The organism is Adhaeribacter sp., assembly GCF_057359045.1.
Map to the genome: position 1 here is coordinate 50,614 of NZ_JBMQUD010000113.1, position 17,676 is coordinate 68,289.

General features: G+C 43.8%; 16 protein-coding genes. 13 read left to right on the forward strand and 3 right to left on the reverse strand.

Translation table 11 applies throughout. The annotated features are described in order from the left end of the window. Positions 1-40: 40 nt before the first annotated feature. Positions 41-625 (forward strand): hypothetical protein, encoded by a 585-nt coding sequence (locus tag ACO1R6_RS17200; protein ID WP_486266241.1) that lies wholly within the window; start codon positions 41-43, stop codon positions 623-625. Positions 626-828: 203 nt separating this feature from the next. Here ACO1R6_RS17200 and ACO1R6_RS17205 read toward each other — a convergent pair whose 3' ends face one another. The 3 genes from ACO1R6_RS17205 to msrB form a co-directional block, all read right to left on the reverse strand. Further along, on the reverse strand, positions 829-1,149 hold the full coding sequence (locus ACO1R6_RS17205) for a hypothetical protein (RefSeq protein ID WP_486266242.1): 321 nt from the start codon (positions 1,147-1,149) through the stop codon (positions 829-831). A 65-nt stretch (positions 1,150-1,214) separates the two neighbouring features. Then, complete coding sequence (locus tag ACO1R6_RS17210) at positions 1,215-1,487, reverse strand: hypothetical protein (protein ID WP_486266243.1); 273 nt, start codon at positions 1,485-1,487, stop codon at positions 1,215-1,217. Positions 1,488-1,556: 69 nt separating this feature from the next. Further along, the gene (gene msrB / locus ACO1R6_RS17215; RefSeq protein ID WP_486266244.1) at positions 1,557-2,096 is read right to left on the reverse strand and encodes a peptide-methionine (R)-S-oxide reductase MsrB; all 540 of its coding nucleotides are present in this window, start codon (positions 2,094-2,096) and stop codon (positions 1,557-1,559) included. A gap of 359 nt (positions 2,097-2,455) precedes the next feature. Between msrB and typA the strand changes: the two genes are divergently transcribed. The 12 genes from typA to chrA all read left to right on the forward strand — a co-directional run bounded on the left by typA (position 2,456) and on the right by chrA (position 17,607). Beyond that, complete coding sequence (gene typA, locus ACO1R6_RS17220) at positions 2,456-4,267, forward strand: translational GTPase TypA (protein ID WP_486266245.1); 1,812 nt, start codon at positions 2,456-2,458, stop codon at positions 4,265-4,267. A 406-nt stretch (positions 4,268-4,673) separates the two neighbouring features. Beyond that, positions 4,674-5,486, forward strand: coding sequence for an MlaE family ABC transporter permease (locus ACO1R6_RS17225; protein ID WP_486266246.1), 813 nt, complete (start codon positions 4,674-4,676; stop codon positions 5,484-5,486). Between the two features lie 11 nt (positions 5,487-5,497). After that, positions 5,498-6,271, forward strand: coding sequence for an ABC transporter ATP-binding protein (locus ACO1R6_RS17230; RefSeq protein WP_486266247.1), 774 nt, complete (start codon positions 5,498-5,500; stop codon positions 6,269-6,271). Further along, on the forward strand, positions 6,272-7,303 hold the full coding sequence (locus ACO1R6_RS17235) for an MlaD family protein (RefSeq protein ID WP_486266248.1): 1,032 nt from the start codon (positions 6,272-6,274) through the stop codon (positions 7,301-7,303). A 377-nt stretch (positions 7,304-7,680) separates the two neighbouring features. Further along, positions 7,681-8,265, forward strand: coding sequence for a gluconate 2-dehydrogenase subunit 3 family protein (locus ACO1R6_RS17240; protein ID WP_486266249.1), 585 nt, complete (start codon positions 7,681-7,683; stop codon positions 8,263-8,265). Positions 8,266-8,407: 142 nt separating this feature from the next. Further along, entirely contained in the window at positions 8,408-10,105 is a 1,698-nt protein-coding gene (locus tag ACO1R6_RS17245; protein WP_486266250.1) for a GMC oxidoreductase, read from the forward strand. A 75-nt stretch (positions 10,106-10,180) separates the two neighbouring features. Further along, a complete protein-coding gene (locus ACO1R6_RS17250) occupies positions 10,181-10,729 on the forward strand; it encodes a sugar O-acetyltransferase (protein ID WP_486266251.1) in 549 nt (182 codons plus the stop codon). A gap of 328 nt (positions 10,730-11,057) precedes the next feature. Continuing rightward, complete coding sequence (locus ACO1R6_RS17255; protein WP_486266253.1) at positions 11,058-11,894, forward strand: fumarylacetoacetate hydrolase family protein; 837 nt, start codon at positions 11,058-11,060, stop codon at positions 11,892-11,894. Positions 11,895-12,049: 155 nt separating this feature from the next. Continuing rightward, positions 12,050-13,615: an aldehyde dehydrogenase (NADP(+)) gene (locus ACO1R6_RS17260; protein WP_486266254.1), complete on the forward strand. Its 1,566-nt coding sequence runs from the start codon at positions 12,050-12,052 to the stop codon at positions 13,613-13,615. A gap of 146 nt (positions 13,616-13,761) precedes the next feature. Beyond that, entirely contained in the window at positions 13,762-15,111 is a 1,350-nt protein-coding gene (locus ACO1R6_RS17265; RefSeq protein WP_486266255.1) for a peptidoglycan DD-metalloendopeptidase family protein, read from the forward strand. Positions 15,112-15,260: 149 nt separating this feature from the next. Further along, positions 15,261-16,103, forward strand: a complete 843-nt coding sequence (locus tag ACO1R6_RS17270; RefSeq protein WP_486266257.1) for a chromate resistance protein ChrB domain-containing protein — start codon at positions 15,261-15,263, stop codon at positions 16,101-16,103. 79 nt (positions 16,104-16,182) lie between these two features. After that, complete coding sequence (gene chrA / locus ACO1R6_RS17275) at positions 16,183-17,607, forward strand: chromate efflux transporter (protein ID WP_486266258.1); 1,425 nt, start codon at positions 16,183-16,185, stop codon at positions 17,605-17,607. Positions 17,608-17,676: the final 69 nt, after the last annotated feature.

Consider the following 17,676-nt stretch of genomic DNA (forward strand, 5'->3'; position numbering starts at 1 on the left):
AGCGTACAGGTAATATCGCTCATTTAAACCCCGACTGATTATGAAAAATACGGAGAAGAAAAAAGATACCAAAGACAAAAAAGGTAAAAAAGCCTCGTCGAAAAAAAAATCGACTAAAGATGTTTCTTTAAAATTAGCTACCAAGCAACTGCAACGGGAGTTTAATAAAAAACTTAAAGAAATGGTGCGGGAGATTCAGAAAGATACCCAAAAAACCATAAAAAAGGTGCTTAGAGAAGCCAAGCAAAAAATAGCCGATGGCCAGGAATTTGTGCTGCAGGATGTGCTACAATCGGCCAAAGCTCAATTTGAGAACCTAATACCCATCGGCGATTCGGAAGAAAATGAACCAACCGGAGACACTAGTAAAAAAGATAAAAAGAAGAAAAGCAAAAAAGGATCTGATAAAGCCGAGGAACCGGCCACAGACTTAGCAAAAGAAAATACGACAGAATTTACCGAAACAGAAAACCCGATACCGGTTCTAAAATCGACGAAGAAAAAGACAACAACACCGGAAAACACCAATACAAGCAAACCAAAACCGGCGGCGCGGGCCCACAAAACACCAGTTGCTACTCCTGCTGAAACAACTACTGAAGAAATTGCAACAACCGATATTTAATACCTAATTGCTTTAAAGAAAAAGAATTTAGATTTTGGTTTAGTAGCCTGCCGATGGGTAGGCTACTCTTTACTTATAGATATTATAGAAAAGGAAAAAGTGGCTCGCAAATTTACCTGGCAAATAAATTCACAGGTATTAAAAGTAAAAGAATACGTATGCGGAATGAGAAATGATATTTTCGGGTAAAATCCTAAAATATATTATTGAGTCGTATCGGGTAAGGTACGGTTTAACTGCATGGTTCTGACCTCCGGTGGTTTGTTATTCGGGTCGTTTTCGTGGCGGTCTTCAATATTTTTACGGCGGTTAATTTCGCTGGCGCGGTCGTTTAAATTTGGTGGCCGGGAAATAGGATTTGTACTCGCCGCATTATTATAAATGGCGCGACGGTCCGCATCACTTTTTATGGTGCCGGGGACCGCCGCATTGTACTCATTAGTTTCCCTCGCCGAAGTACAGGCCATCAGCAACATACCAACTCCTGCCATTATCGTCCAGGCCTGCTTTCGTTTTCCTACCATCTTTTTCCTTCGCTCTTGTGCTTTCTAATGAGTTTACCATTTATATAAAAATATTTTACAATTTTTTATGCTGGTTCATGGTTTTGCAAAGCTTTATAGCCCACCTGGCTTAGTCTTAATCCGCTGGGGTCTGGTGTGGCGTAAGCTTCTTTACTTAAATGATACTCGGCTTCTACCATGGCATCTTTATAATGCTGGTGCTCGCTGTGCTCATCCAGGTAACTGTACAACTGGTCATAGGATAAAACCTCGTCGGCCTGTACATTAAACTGCCGGAAAGCGTCCATAATCAGTTGAGCGGTGTTTTGTATAACATTGCTCGTTGAACTCAGATCCATATTTTCGCTTTGTTTATTCATTTCCTTCCCTAGTACGGTGGTTTGCCGGCAAAAGATTTAAAAATTGTATTATTTCTTTTCGAAGTTAAGTGCAACCGAATTTAGGCAGTACCGTAGTCCGGTGGGTTTTGGCCCATCATCGAACACATGGCCCAAGTGATTACCACAGCGGCCGCATACAACTTCGGTACGTACCATGCCATCGCTTAGGTCTTGTACTTCTTTTACAGCCTGGCTGTTCAGGGGTTTATAAAAACTGGGCCAGCCGGTACCCGAATCGAATTTGGTAACCGAACTAAATAATTCTTGGCTGCAACCAATGCATTTGTAAATACCCTTGGCTTTGTTGCTGTTGTACTTATTTTTAAAAGGCGGCTCAGTGCCTTTTTGGCGGGTAACATAGTACTGTTCGGGGGTAAGCTGCTGACGCCATTCGGCATCAGTTTTATTTACCGTAAAGCCCGCCTGGTTAGCATTAAGTTTATTTACCGCCTGGTTAGGCAATGGCGCCTGACCCGTTGCCGCAGTTCCTTCTTTATTTTTTTTCTGCTGGGCACAAGCGGTTAAGGCCATTATACACGCCAACAGAACATTAAATAGTGTTTTCATTGTAGTAATTGATTAAGGTTTAAAAAAAATGTATTTAAATTTTTTAGGCAGGGGTAATTCTGGTTAGTACGATTCATAAATATTTTTGAAAGATGCGTTTGTGATTCATTACGCTATAATAAATACAAGAAACAGCCTTAAACCTCCTTAAAACTGACTTATTACCTTAAATTTGCTTACCCCATTTAACTTACGCTAAAATAACCCAAAGCAGTTTTTTAAGGCCTTTTAAAAGAATTTATGTCCCCGAAACTTTTTAAGCCCTAAAATCCTTAATATAAACTATAAGCCAAACAGTTAGCAAGTGTTCTTATTCTGCGTAACATTTTGTACCTTTGCGGCCTGAAATAAAATAATAAATGAATCAGAATATTCGAAACATTGCGATTATCGCTCACGTCGACCACGGTAAAACTACCTTGGTAGATAAAATTATACACGCTTCTAAAATTTTTGCCGAGCACCAGCACTTTGACGACCTCATCCTGGATAACAACGACCTGGAGCGGGAACGAGGTATTACCATTGTTTCCAAAAATGTTTCGGTTCGTTATAAAGATGTAAAAATTAATATTATTGATACTCCGGGCCACGCCGACTTTGGCGGAGAAGTAGAACGGGTATTAAAAATGGCCGACGGTGTTTTATTGTTGGTTGATGCTTTTGAAGGCGCTATGCCCCAAACCCGTTTTGTACTAAGCAAAGCCATCTCTCTGGGTTTAAAACCAATTGTGGTTATAAACAAAGTTGATAAAGAAAACTGCCGCCCCGACGAAGTACACGAACAAGTATTTGATTTAATGTTTAACCTGGGCGCTACCGAAGACCAGTTAGACTTTGTAACCTTGTACGGTTCCAGCAAGCAAGGCTGGATGAGCACCGACTGGAAACAAAAAACCGAAGATATTACTCCTTTGCTGGATGCCATTGTAGAAGTAATTCCGGCCGCTCCGGTTTTAGAAGGTACGCCGCAAATGCAAATTACCTCCCTTGATTACTCTTCTTTTGTGGGCCGGATTGCCATTGGCCGGGTACACCGTGGTACTTTAACCGAAGGTGAACTAATTAGCCTTTGTAAGCGCGACGGTACTATTAAAAAAATGCGCATTAAAGAAATTCAGGTATTCGAAGGTTTAGGAAAAAGCAGAGTTCCCAGCGTATCGTCTGGCGAAATTTGTGCCCTTACCGGTATAGAAGGCTTTGATATTGGCGATACCATTGCCGATGCCGAAATGCCCGAAGCTTTGGCCCGTATTTCTATAGACGAGCCAACCATGAACATGATGTTTACCATCAACAACTCGCCGTTTTACGGCCGCGAAGGTAAATTTGTAACCTCACGCCACTTACGCGACCGTCTGTACAAAGAAATTGAGAAAAACCTGGCTCTACGCGTAGAAGAAACCGACAAAGAAGATACCTTTTTGGTATATGGCCGGGGCATTCTACACTTATCAGTACTAATTGAAACCATGCGCCGCGAAGGCTATGAATTACAAGTTGGTCAGCCGCAAGTAATATTTAAAGATATTGATGGCCAGCGCCACGAGCCCATTGAGCATTTGGTGGTTGATGTGCCCGAAGAAAGTGCCGGTAAGGTAATAGAACTGGTAACTGCCCGCAAAGGCGAGTTAACCATTATGGAACCTAAAGGCGATTTGCAACACATAGAGTTTAACATTCCGGCACGGGGCCTAATTGGTTTGCGTAACAACGTTTTAACCGCTACAGCTGGCGAGGCCATCATGAACCACCGGTTTATAAGCTACGAGCCACACAAAGGTCCGATTCCGGGCCGGATTAATGGTTCACTTATTTCGTTAGAAACGGGTCCGGGCACCGCTTATTCTATTGATAAACTGCAGGATCGTGGGGTGTTTTTCGTAGATCCGGGTGAAGAAGTGTACGCTGGTATGGTAATTGGCGAGCACAGCCGCGGCAACGATATTACCGTAAACATCCAGAAAGGCAAGCAGTTAACCAACATGCGGGCTTCTGGTTCTGATAACAACGTAAAAATTGTCCCTAAAAAGCAGTTTTCGTTAGAAGAAGCCATGGAATACATCCAAAAAGATGAATTACTGGAAGTTACGCCTAAGAGCATCCGGATGCGCAAAATCTACCTTGATGAGAACGACCGTAAACGTTACGAAAAACGTGAAGAAGAATAATTAACCACTTTGCGGTTTAATTATTAGCCTTTAAATATTAAAAAGAAGCGGCTGTTTCAGATATGGAACAGCCGCTTCTTTTTTTATACCTTTGGGGTCAGAAAACATGGGTAATGTTTTTCAGATAGCTTTCGCCAATATTTTAAATATTTCGTTAAAGGTTAAACTGATTTTTACCGGAAGTAGTATAGGTTTGTAACATTACCAGATTTTAGCGGCCCAATTTGCAAAAGTAATAATTTAGGACTTAGCTTTGGTTCCCATTTATCTGAGTACTTTTAAACCTTTGCAATTCCTTTTCCGGAAAACGCCAGAATAGGCTGGAATACCAGTAACAGAAAAGTAAAATTCTTTTTAGAGCAACACAGCCTGAAAAATCACCAACTATCAGGAACATCAAAACCGAATGAACGACAACGAACCATTAAATAAACCGGTTAAACGCAAATATTTTCTTTCCAGAAAACTAGACCGGATATTTATTAACCTCTACGACATTCATGTTTTTATAATGCGGTTTTTTAAAGAAGTATTTCTGCCGCCGTACGAGTTTAAAGAAATAATTAAGCAATTTTATGAAGTGGGGGTGCGGTCGTTGCCTCTTATCTCACTTACCGGTTTTATTATTGGTATTGTATTTACGAACCAGTCGCGGCCTTCCCTCGCTGAATTTGGGGCTTCGTCGTGGTTACCAGCCTTAATTGCCATTGCCATTGTAAGAGCTTTGGCCCCTTTGGTAACAGCCATTATTGCCGCCGGCCGGGTAGGTTCCAGCATTGGCGCCGAATTGGGCTCCATGAAAGTAACCGAACAAATAGATGCCATGGAAGTATCGGCCACCAACCCTTATAAATTTTTAGTGGTCTCGCGGGTACTGGCCACTACATTTATGGTTCCGGTTTTAATGATGTACACTATCTTTGTGGCTTTAATGGGCGCTTATGTAAATGTGCACCAGCACGAGCAAACCAGTTTTGCCACCTTTATTGTAGATGTATTCGATGCCATTACCTTCCTGGACGTATTCTCATCTTTAATAAAATCGTTTTTGTTTGGTTTTACCATTGGTATGGTAGGTTGTTACAAAGGTTATCATTCATCAAAAGGTACCGAAGGCGTGGGCAAAGCGGCCAACTCCTCGGTGGTAACGGCCATGTTTCTCATATTTATCGAGGAGTTGCTGGCCCTGCAGGTAATTAATGCATTCCGGGCTATGTAATTAAACAGGTAATGAAAAAAGTAAATCCTAACATCAACTACAACAATAAAGTAATTACCATTCAGGGACTAAAAAAAGCCTTTGAAGACTACAAAGTGCTGCGGGGCGTAGACCTGGACCTATACCAGGGCGAAAACCTGGTGGTACTGGGCCGCTCGGGTACCGGTAAATCGGTGCTTATTAAAATTATTTCGGGTTTATTAAAAGCCGATAAAGGATACATAAATGTGTTGGGCAACGATTTAAATACGTTAAGTCCCAAACAACTGGATCAGCTGCGGCTTAAAATTGGTTTTTCTTTCCAGAACAGCGCCCTTTACGACAGTATGACCGTGCGGGAAAACCTGGAATTTCCGTTGCTCCGGCATTCGCGCGAGCTAAGCCAAACCGAAATAGATAATCTGATTGAAACCGTATTAGAGGCGGTAGGCTTAGCGCAAACCATAAATCAAATGCCCTCGGAGTTATCGGGTGGGCAGCGCAAGCGGATTGGCATTGCCCGTACCCTTATCCTCAGACCCGAAATCATGTTGTACGATGAGCCAACAGCCGGCCTCGACCCGATTACCAGCGAAGAAATTAATAACCTGATAAACCAGGTACAAAAAAGATTTAATACTTCTTCTATAATTATTACCCACGACCTGACCTGTGCCCGGGCCACCGGCGACCGCATTGTAATGCTCCTGGATGGCCAGTTTCAAAGACAAGGCTCTTTTGAAGAAGTATTTGCCACAGACGATGCGCGGGTTAAATCTTTTTACGATTACAATTTTATAGACTAAATGAAAGCAGCAGAAAGTAGACGTATAGTTATAGTAGGCATCTTTATTTTACTGGGCCTGGCAATTTTAATTTTGGGCATTTTTACCCTAGGCGGTCAGCAAAAAAGATTTGTAAAAAGCATTAAGGTAAAAGCCGTGTTTAACGATGTAGCTGGTTTAAAAACCGGCAATAACGTCTGGTTTTCGGGGGTTAAAATTGGCACCGTAAAAGATATTAAATTCTACGGCGAATCGCAGGTGCAAATTACCATGAATATTGAAGAAGAATCGCAGCGATATATTCGCAAGGATGCCAAAGCCCGCCTGGGTTCCGAAAGCTTAATCGGGAATAAAATAATTGAAATATATGGTGGTAGCCGCCAGGCCGCCACTGTAGAAAACAACGATTTACTGGCCTCGGAAGAAGCCCTGGATACCGATGTAATGATGGAAACCCTGCAGGAAAACAATAAAAACCTGTTGAGCATAACCCAGGATTTTAAAACCATGAGCCACCGGTTAGTGCAAGGCCAAGGCACTTTGGGTGCCGTCATGACCGATTCTACCATGGCCGATAATTTCCGGTCTATTGTACGTAGTTTACAGCAGGCATCGGCAACAACGGTGCAAGCCACCCGCGCCCTGGCCCAGTTTACGTCTAAATTAAACAACCAGGAGGGCCTGGCTAACCAGCTTTTAACCGATACTGCCGTTTTTGCCCAATTGCGTTCTTCTATGGCCCAACTGGAAAAAACCTCGGTAGCGGCTGCCGAAATGACTCAAAACCTAAATAACACCACCCGCAAATTAGATAATACCAATAATGCCGTTGGCGTATTATTAAACGACCCTAAATTTGCCACCCAGCTCCAGAATACCATGTCCTTGCTGGAGAAAAGCTCGGGTAACCTGAATGAAGATTTAGAAGCTTTAAAAACTAATTTTTTACTCAAAGGCTATTTTAAAAGAAAAGCCAAACGCGAAGCCAAGCAAGACGAGCGGCAAAAAAGCCGGGAAGAAAAACAAACCATTCCCCCAGCTTCGGGTCAGTAATCTGGCTACAACAAGCATTTTTATAACCGAAATATTTAACTATATAATTACCAAATATTTATTTAAAATTACCAGGAGCGGCATACTTTTATGCCGCTTTTTTTGTGCATTTCGGGCAGCCGGCAGCCACTTCTGATTGTTTAAAACTTTATCTTTCTTCATTTTTAAATTATCGCCAGCTTAAACTTAATAAGCCAGGAACATGCGTATGGTTCAATTATTCGATAGATTTAAGGGATTATAAAAAAAGGTTATTTCTTAAAATTTTTATCAATATTCAGGAATAAACGGGGCTATTATTGTTATTTTAAAAATTATAATCTTATATTGTTCCTTAAAAATAATCCACCTCTTAGTAAACCGACTATATTTATCTAATGGATCGCAGAGAAGCCATATTTAAAGTTGCTACCCTTATGGGCGTAACCCTTTCGGCCCCACTCCTTTCAGGCTTGGTACACGCAGAAGGTAATCCGTTACCGGAAATGCTGGATGGTTATGCCTCGCCGCTAGCCACCGAAAATCAGCAAAAAATAATTGCCGAAATTGCTGAATTAATTATTCCGACAACCAGTACGCCCGGAGCCAAAGCCGCCAAAGTACCGGAATTTATTCAGGTCTTAATTACCGATTGCTACCCGGAAAAAGATCAGAAACGGTTTTTTACTGGCTTAGATAAAATAGACGCTGATGCCAAGGCCGCTTACGGCAAAGGTTTTTTGGCTGCCACCAAAGCCCAGCAAACCGATTTACTTAAAAAAGCGGAAGCAGATGCCAAGACCTTAAAACAAAAAGACAAATCGGCTCCGGCACCGTTTTTCTCTATGATAAAAGAAATGACCGTGGTGGGTTATTTTACTTCGGAAATTGGTGCCACAAAAGCTTTAAATTACATAGCTGTACCGGGTGCCTACCGTCCTTGCGAACCCCTTAAACCCGGACAGAAAACCTGGGCCACTTAATATAGTCAGGCCTGCTATTACCAAGGTCGGGTTTGGTTTTGCCATCCGGCGGCGCAGGAATTTAAATAAAGGCTTATCTTAAATCTCTTTATATTAGCCTAAATACCTGCCTTTTATAAAGTATTAAATATTATATTCCTTCATGAACCTGAATATAAAAGCACAAGCCCAGAATACGTACGATGCCATTGTGGTAGGCTCCGGCCTTAGCGGTGGTTGGGCAGCAAAAGAATTAACCGAAAAAGGCCTCAAAGTATTAATGCTTGAGCGCGGAAAACAATTAGAACACGTTAAAGGCTATACTACGGCCATGAAAGATCCTTGGGATTTTAAATATCGCGGCCGTATTACCCAAAAGCAACGCGAATCGCACCCATTTGTAAGCCGCGATTACCCGTACAGCGAGCACAACGAAAGCTACTGGATTAACGATAAAGATTCTCCCTATTCCGAAAAAAAGCGCTTCGATTGGTTTAGAGGCAATATTGTGGGCGGTAAATCCATTATGTGGGGCCGGCAATCTTACCGTTTAAGCGATTTAGATTTCGAAGCCAATTTAAAAGAAGGAATTGCCGTAGACTGGCCCATTCGTTACAAAGATATTGCGCCCTGGTACGATTACGTCGAAAAATTTGTAGGCATTAGTGGCCAGGCCGAAGGTTTGGACCAGTTACCCGACGGCCAGTTTTTACCACCCATGGAAATGAATTGCGTGGAGAAAGCGGTTAAAAAAGGGATTGAAGGCAAATTCCCGAACCGTAAGTTAACCATGGGCCGGGTAGCTAATTTAACAAAACCTCACAACGGCCGGGCTTCTTGCCAGTACCGCAACCTGTGTAGCCGCGGCTGCCCTTATGGCGCTTATTTCAGTACCCAATCTTCTACCCTGCCGGCGGCAGTTAAAACCGGTAATTTAACCCTGCGTCCCGACTCAGTGGTTAACTCACTTATTTACGACGAGAAAAAAAACAAGGCAACCGGGGTACGTGTTATTGATTCGAATACCGGCCAAATGACCGAATATTTCGCTAAAATAATATTCTTGAATGCCTCTGCCCTTGGTTCTACTTTTGTATTGATGAACTCTACGTCTAACCGTTTCCCGAACGGATTTGGTAATGGTAGCGGCCAGTTGGGTCATAACCTGATGGACCACCATTTCCGGACCGGTGCTTCCGGAATAGCCGAAGGCTTCGAAAATCAATATTATTTTGGCCGACGCGCTAACGGCATTTACATACCCCGTTACCGCAACGTTGGCAACGACAAACGCGACTATTTACGTGGCTTTGGTTACCAGGGCAGCGGTAGTCGTGATGGTTGGCAACGCGCAGTTGGCGAAATGGGCTTTGGTGCTGATTTTAAAGAAGCCATGACCAAACCCGGCAACTGGAAAATGGGAATTGGGGGCTTTGGCGAGTGTTTGCCTTATTACGAAAACCAGGTTACGCTTAACAAAGAAGTTAAAGACAAATGGGGCCAGCCAACCTTAACCTTCGACGCCGAGTTTAAAGAAAACGAGATGAAGATGCGGAAAGATATGGCCAACGATGCCGCCGAAATGCTGGAAGCAGCTGGTTTAAAGAATGTAACTACTTACGATGCGGGCTCTTACCCGGGTCTGGCCATTCACGAAATGGGAACTGCCCGCATGGGCCGCGACCCCAAAACCTCGGTATTAAATGCCTTTAACCAGGTACACGAAGCACCCAATGTTTTTGTAACCGACGGAGCTTGCATGACATCGGCGTCTTGCGTAAACCCCTCTTTAACGTATATGGCTTTAACCGCCCGCGCCGTAGACCACGCCGTGAAAGAATTAAAGAAAAATAATATTTAATAAAAGACATACGTAAAAGCAGGGCCGGCAAAATTTGCCGGCCCTGCTTTTTTACTTATATTAATAGCTTAGTTTATGTCCGAAAAAGAGATAATGTTGGCCGGCGAAATGTATAACCCCATGGACCCGGAGTTGGTAGCAGACCGGTTGCGGGCGCGCAGTTTGCTGCACGAGTACAACCAGAGCCACCCAACCGAAGAAACCAAACGGCAGCAAATATTGGCCACCTTGTTCCGTTCCCAAGAAAAATGTTTTATAGAACCCTCTTTCCGTTGCGACTACGGCTATAATATTCGGTTTGGCGAAAACTTTTATGCTAATTTTAATTGTGTAATTTTAGATGTATGCCCGGTTACTTTTGGCCGTAATGCTTTTCTGGCACCCAATGTGCAAATTTATACCGCTACCCACCCCCTTAATGCCCAGGACCGAATATCGGGACGCGAATTTGGCCGCCCCATTACCATTGGCGATAACGTCTGGATTGGGGGTAGTTCGGTAATAATGCCGGGCGTAACCATTGGGCACCAGGTAGTAATTGGCGCGGGTAGTGTAGTTACCAAAAATATTCCGGACAATGTAGTTGCCGTGGGCAATCCCTGCCGACCAGTAAAGAATATTTAAGCCTTAATATTTACATCAAGGCCGCAGTTGAGGTGTGTAGTAAAATATTCGTCTTCCGGCAAAGTTAATTCTATATCGTAGCTTTTCTTCGTTTAGCTAAAAAGAAGAATTTGCTCACTTCAGGCTTTAGAATTAAATATATTGGCCTCAAACCAGAACCCGAGAAACATCAATTCATATTTTTTGTAAAATAAAAATTGATTCATTCGCACCCGAAAAAAGGGAGAATATTCCCATCAGACAAAAAACCAATGTATTTAATATTTAAATATTGCCCGGATATATAATATTCTGCGTAAGCTTTAAATATTTTAACAAGCCATAACTCATGAAATTATACCGGTTAAAAAGCGGCATTTTGCTGGAGCACGAAGGTAAATATTATTTAACCATGGAAGTAAACTGGGACCGGCTCCTAAACCAAGACCAGTTATACCGGGTATTAGAATCCGAAATAAGCGGCAACCGGCCCATAACTAACGGCGAAAAATTAATCCAGGAAGAACTGCTCCCGCCTATAGACCGGCAGGAAGTATGGGCGTCGGGCGTAACGTATTACCGCAGCCGGAATGCCCGCATAGAAGAATCTAAGGCCAGCGGCGGCGGCGATTTTTACGATAAAGTTTACGATGCCGAGCGCCCGGAATTATTTTTTAAAGCCACAGCGGGCCGTACGGTGGGTTCCGGCGATTTGGTAAATATTCGCAAAGACTCTACCTGGAATGTACCCGAACCGGAACTTACTTTATTTATTAATGCCAAAGGGGTTATAAGCGGGTATACCGTAGGAAACGACATGAGCTCGCGCAGCATAGAAGGTGAAAATCCTTTGTACCTGCCCCAGGCCAAAACCTACGACCGCAGTGCCGCGCTTGGTCCGGGTATTTATGTTCCGGCCACCCAAACTGCCCCCGCTGCCACAATTACGCTGGAAATATTACGCAACAATGCGGCAGTTTTTAAAGAAAGCATTTCTACTGACCAGATTAAACGTTCTTACACCGAATTGGTCAGCTACCTTTACCGGGAGTGCACCTTTCCCTTCGGATGTTTCCTGATGACTGGTACCGGCATTGTTCCCCCCAACGATTTTACTTTAAACAGCGGCGACGAAATCCGGATTACCATCGATAACATTGGTACCCTGGTAAATAAAGTCAGCTAACTTTTGCTTAAATTCAAGTAAGGCTTATGTATTCTTAAGTTTTACAAATATTATCTAATCCAATTTAATGTAGCTGAGAACAATTTGCAGTTGGTTTAACACTAACCAAGAGTAGATTTACCGTTTATTTTTCTGAGTTTTATAAATAAGATGATATGGCGCTCAACCCAACCAGTAACCCAAAAACCTATTCTGCCATTAACCCACAAACCGGGCAACCGTTTGGGCCGGAGTTTCAAGAATCTGGTGTTGATGAAATAAATGCCGCGGTGGAACAGGCCGAAGCCGCTTTTGACCTATACCGGCAAACCACCGGTATAGAACGAGCACAGTTCCTGGAAAGAATTGGGGAAGAGATTGAAGCCATTGGGGCTGAACTGTTAAATACTTGCGCAGCAGAAACCGGTTTACCTATTGCCCGGCTCACCGGCGAACGCGGCCGTACAGTTAATCAGCTTAAGCTGTTTGCCGGTTTATTACGCGAAGGCTCTTGGGTACAAGCTATTATAGAAACTGCCCAACCCAGTCGCCAACCATTACCCAAACCCGATACCCGTAGTTTGCAAATACCTATTGGGCCGGTAGGGGTTTTTGGCGCTAGTAATTTCCCGTTGGCCTTTTCGGTGGCCGGCGGCGATACGGCTTCGGCTTTGGCGGCGGGTTGCCCAGTGGTGGCCAAAGCCCACCCGGCCCACCCAGCCACTTCTCAGTTAGTAGCCGATGCTATTTTAAGAGCCGCAAAGGTCACCGGTATGCCAGCTGGGGTTTTCTCTTTAGTGCATGGCCCATCGGTAGAAGTAGGCCTGACCCTGGTGCAGCACCCGCTTATAAAAGCCATTGGTTTTACCGGTTCTTTCCGGGGTGGCAAAGCTATCTATGATGCCGCTGTCCGTCGGCCCGAACCTATTCCGGTATACGCCGAAATGGGCAGTACCAATCCGGTATTTATTTTACCGGGCGCATTACAGCAACGTACCGCTGCCATAGCCCAGGGCCTGGTAAACTCCATTACTTTAGGTGTGGGGCAATTTTGTACCAACCCGGGGCTGGTAGTAACGCTCAATTCGGAGGTAGCCAATACGTTTGTGCAAACCGCCAGCGAAATATTAAAGTCGGTTCCGGCTGGCACTTTGCTTACCCCCGGCATTAAAGCCGCCTACCAACAAGGCATTCATAAAATTAGCACCCAACCCAACATAGAACTAGTAGCTCAGGGCGTTGCAGATACTGCCAGTTGTGCCGGAGCAGCTTATTTATTTAAAACTGATGCCGCTACCCTGGCCCAGAACCCGGAACTAGCCGAAGAAGTTTTTGGCCCTAGTTCGGTATTAATAACCGCAGATACCCCCCATGAGCTGCTGGAATTGGCGCGTAACCTGCACGGGCATCTCACGGCCACCATCCTCGGTACGCCCGAAGATTTACTCCAGTTTACTGAGCTCATTCAAATTTTAGAGCGGAAAGTAGGCCGGTTGCTATTAAATGGTTACCCCACGGGCGTAGAAGTTGGGCACGCTATGGTACACGGCGGCCCCTACCCGGCTACTACCAATGTACGGAGCACCTCGGTTGGGACCCAGGCCATTCAACGCTTCGTTCGCCCCATCTGCTACCAGGATTTTCCGGATACTTTATTACCAGCCGCCCTTCAAAATACCAATCCTTTAAATATCTGGCGAAAGGTGAACGGAGAAATTACGCAAGAAAAGATTAATCTATAAATCCAGGTTCTGATAAAGTCAGCTAACCAATAAAAGCTTTAATCTATTTATCAAGATAAATACCTTTAAGCGAAAAATAGACCTTTTTGGTTAACTATTTGCTTAAAAATGTGTTGTAAAGAAAATTACGACCCGGTATGTTTTTCATGAATATAAATATATTAAAGCTTAAAACCTTTTCCCTGTTTATTCTGGTTTTGTTTTACCTCAGTAGTTGCGGGGGTAAACAAGGCGTTAAAGCCATTTTCCAGAAAAGAACCCCTTATGAGGCGTATGAACAAAGTTTGCGCGCCGCCAATTTGCACCGCACGGCCATTGGTCAAGCCTGGATAGCCGCCGGTCAGCGTGCCTTACACGACTCTATCCGGGTAAACTTACCTTTTCAGGAAACTGCTTATTTCCGGGCCGATAAACCCACCGCCAATAGTTACAGTTTTATGGCCCGCCAAGGCGAACTCATTGACATTAAAGTAACCACCCGCACGAAACAGGAAATCAAATTATTTCTGGACTTATTTGAGATAACCAATGATTTACCGCCGCAAACCAAACACGTAGCGGCAGCCGACACTACCTCTCTAAGCCTGCAGTACCAGGTAGAAGATAACCAGACGCACCTCGTGCGGGTACAGCCCGAATTATTACACAACGGTAGTTATACCATTACCATTGTTACGCGGCCATCTTTATCGTTTCCGGTGCGCGGCAAAGACGGGCGGGCCATCCAAAGTTACTGGGGTGCCGACCGCGATGCCGGAGCCCGTCGGCACGAAGGCGTGGATATTTTTGCGCCGCGGGGTACACCGGCCATTGCCAGCACCAAAGGCATTGTAACCCGCGTAGATGTTACGCCCATTGGCGGCAAAGTAGTCTGGCTATCCGATTTAAATAACCGCCAGAACTTATATTATGCCCACCTCGATAGCCAACTGGTACAAGCGGGGCAACAAGTACAACCCGGCGATACCTTGGGTTTAATTGGCAACACGGGTAATGCAAAAGGCACAGTGCCACACCTGCATTTTGGCATTTACCGGTTTGGCCGGGGCGCCGTAGATCCTTTTCCTTTTATTAACGACCGCCGGCAAGAACCAACTCCCGTACAAATTGCCGAAAACAAGTTGGGCCAGTGGGTACGAACCGCCAAAAAAAATACTACTCTCCGGGGTTTGCCCGATGCTAAAGCGCCCATAGTAGCCACTTTAGATAAAAATATTGCCCTGCATGTTTCGGGAGGTTCTAAAAACTGGTACCGGGTACAACTACCCGATGGCCGCTGGGGCTATTTAACTGCAGCCAACCTAGAGAATTTAAACAAACCCCTGCGCACCGAAAAAATGAAGACCGACACCGAAATAATGGAAATGCCCGATATGACCGCTTCGCCGGTTGCGCTGGTAAAAAAAGATAGCAGCCTGGCTATATTTGCGGTTTACCAGACGTATCATTTGGTAAAACTAACCGATGGCACTTATGGTTGGGTAACCGGGGTTTAATTAAACTATATTTGTTTTTGATTATTCCGATTACGTGTAATCAAAAATCGCTTTAAATTAAACCGTTATAACTCGCATATAGAAATTCCTGCTTAATCGTTCCCATATTTAGGAAGGTTAAAAGTAACTTATGCTATAAATCTCCGGAAATGAAATGGATTACCCGCGAACGCCCTAAAATTGACCGGCTGGCTTGCCCCTGGCTGATTAAAAGGTTTATCGATGCTGACGCAGAAATTATCTATGTTCCCTTCCCGGAAGTAAAGGCAAAAGCCCGGCAATTAGACGCTATTCCGTTTGATATACCCGATACGGAGTTTACCCACTATCAAGATCGCTGTACCTTTGATTATTTTTTAGAAAAGTACCACCTCCAGGACCCTGCCCTGCACTTAATAGCGCCCATTATACGGGGGGCGGATACCGACAACCACCTGATTGCCCCGGAAGCTGCCGGATTGTGGGCCATTTCTGCCGGTCTGGCTTTTAACACCCAAAACGATTATGAACTCCTGGAAAGAGGCATGCTTTTGTACGATGCTTTATATAGCTGGGCCAAACATTTACAAAACGAGAAGCATACCCAAACCCCGGTAGAACATTTATTACTGCAGGTATTTCATACTTACTTAAAACAAAAGAAAGCCGACCAGAAGGTGCCAGGTTGGGTAAAAGAATTAAAAGAAACCATCCAGGACCAGATAGATACCAATTTAACCTTAAGCCTGAAAGAAGTATCGGATGAATTACAGGTGAATCCTACTTATTTATCCCGGGAGTTTTCCAAATATTTCGATAACCTATCTTTCGGCGAATATATCCGCAAACAACGTATTGAAAAAGCAATCGAGTTGTTGCAGTCCTCCGCGCATTCTTTATCCGAAATAGCTTACCTCACCGGCTTTTCCGACCAAAGCCATTTTACCCGGATATTTAAGAAACACACGGGTAAAAGCCCTTCGGAATACAAAAAAAGTTTACTTAAAAAGTAAAAAGTATTCCAAAGGTAAATTCTGTTCTATTTTTAGCTGCTGGCATTTGCTAATCTTGTAAGGATTAAAACTTTTGCTTATGTCAGTCAATGTTTCAACCTTAGCTGGAGATTTTTCTGAACCAGATGTATCTAGTGCCATGAATCCGGTAGCCAAACCCAGTTTTAAAGAAGCTTTCCTGTTTTGGTTAAAGCTAGGCTTTATCAGCTTTGGCGGGCCGGCCGGCCAGATTGGGATTATGCACGAGTTTCTGGTAGACCAGAAAAAGTGGATTTCGGACCGTAAATTTCTTCACGCTTTAAATTATTGTATGTTGCTTCCAGGGCCCGAAGCCCAGCAATTAGCTATTTACATTGGGTGGCTTTTACACGGTACCATCGGTGGCATCGTGGCCGGTTCTTTGTTTGTGCTGCCTTCGGTCTTTATTTTGATGGGGCTGAGTACTATTTATGTTACTTTCGGCAAAATAGCCTGGGTATATGCCTTGTTTTATGGTTTAAAACCTGCCGTGGTGGCAATAGTTATCCTGGCTTTAATCAAAATTGGTAAAAAGTCCCTGCTCAGTGCTTTTCATGTGGTGGTGGCCATTGCTTCTTTTATTTGTATATTTTTCTTAAATATTCCTTTTCCTTATATTATTCTGGGTGCGATTGTAATTGGCTGGTTGGCAAAGCGGCTTTACCCGGCCATATTTAAAGAAGCTAAAGCAACGGCCAGTGTAGCGGAAAATGAAAACCAATATTATTTGAATATAGATTCGCCGGTACCCGGTACCGGTTTCAGCGCTGTGCGGTTAATTAAACAATTGTTCGTGATTGGAGCGTTGTGGTTAATTCCTTTCTTATTATTTAACAGTAGCCAGGCAACAGAATTCTGGCACAAATTAACCTTCTTTTTTACCAAAGCGGCTTTTGTAACAGTTGGGGGAGCTTATGCCGTACTGCCTTACGTGGCCCAGGTTGCCGTAGAAGATTTTCAGTGGTTAACTAAGCTGGAAATGATTGATGGCCTGGCTTTAGGCGAAACCACTCCCGGCCCTTTAATTATGGTTCTGGCGTTTGTGGGTTATATGGCCGGCTACCATCATTACCAGGGTTCTTTATTAATGGGTGCTTTAGGACTGGTAACTACTACGTACTACACCTTTCTACCTTGTTTTCTTTTTATTCTGGCCGGTGCCCCCATTATTGAAAAGACCCAGAGCAATAAAAATATTAAAGCTATATTAAGTATAGTTACGGCTGCTGTAGTTGGGGTAGTGCTTAACCTAACCGTATATTTTGCCCAGGCCGTGGTTTTTCCACAAGGTTTGGCCATAAGTAAAATTGATTGGTTTAGTCTGGCTTGGATTATTATCTCCTTTGTAGCCATGTATCGTTTTAAAATGGGCATGATTACCTGGATATTTATTAGTGCCTTAGCCGGTTTAGTGCATTATGGTATAACCAATGGGGTGCTTTTAACAGCTAATAAATTAATAGCTTATCATTTTTATACGGTTTAGAACATGAAAAATAAATATTTAACCCGTCGGCAGGCCTTACAAGCTACAGCATTGCTGGGTACCGCTGCC

Coding starts and splice junctions, on each gene's coding strand:
- ACO1R6_RS17210 (WP_486266243.1), bottom strand. CDS start 1,487: ATGGATCTGAGTTCAACGAGCAATGTTATACAAAACACCGCTCAACTG.
- msrB (WP_486266244.1), bottom strand. CDS start 2,096: ATGAAAACACTATTTAATGTTCTGTTGGCGTGTATAATGGCCTTAACC.
- ACO1R6_RS17225 (WP_486266246.1), top strand. CDS start 4,674: ATGAACGACAACGAACCATTAAATAAACCGGTTAAACGCAAATATTTT.
- ACO1R6_RS17200 (WP_486266241.1), top strand. CDS start 41: ATGAAAAATACGGAGAAGAAAAAAGATACCAAAGACAAAAAAGGTAAA.
- ACO1R6_RS17205 (WP_486266242.1), bottom strand. CDS start 1,149: ATGGTAGGAAAACGAAAGCAGGCCTGGACGATAATGGCAGGAGTTGGT.
- ACO1R6_RS17240 (WP_486266249.1), top strand. CDS start 7,681: ATGGATCGCAGAGAAGCCATATTTAAAGTTGCTACCCTTATGGGCGTA.
- ACO1R6_RS17250 (WP_486266251.1), top strand. CDS start 10,181: ATGTCCGAAAAAGAGATAATGTTGGCCGGCGAAATGTATAACCCCATG.
- ACO1R6_RS17270 (WP_486266257.1), top strand. CDS start 15,261: ATGAAATGGATTACCCGCGAACGCCCTAAAATTGACCGGCTGGCTTGC.
- ACO1R6_RS17260 (WP_486266254.1), top strand. CDS start 12,050: ATGGCGCTCAACCCAACCAGTAACCCAAAAACCTATTCTGCCATTAAC.
- chrA (WP_486266258.1), top strand. CDS start 16,183: ATGTCAGTCAATGTTTCAACCTTAGCTGGAGATTTTTCTGAACCAGAT.
- ACO1R6_RS17230 (WP_486266247.1), top strand. CDS start 5,498: ATGAAAAAAGTAAATCCTAACATCAACTACAACAATAAAGTAATTACC.
- ACO1R6_RS17265 (WP_486266255.1), top strand. CDS start 13,762: ATGAATATAAATATATTAAAGCTTAAAACCTTTTCCCTGTTTATTCTG.
- ACO1R6_RS17235 (WP_486266248.1), top strand. CDS start 6,272: ATGAAAGCAGCAGAAAGTAGACGTATAGTTATAGTAGGCATCTTTATT.
- ACO1R6_RS17245 (WP_486266250.1), top strand. CDS start 8,408: ATGAACCTGAATATAAAAGCACAAGCCCAGAATACGTACGATGCCATT.
- ACO1R6_RS17255 (WP_486266253.1), top strand. CDS start 11,058: ATGAAATTATACCGGTTAAAAAGCGGCATTTTGCTGGAGCACGAAGGT.
- typA (WP_486266245.1), top strand. CDS start 2,456: ATGAATCAGAATATTCGAAACATTGCGATTATCGCTCACGTCGACCAC.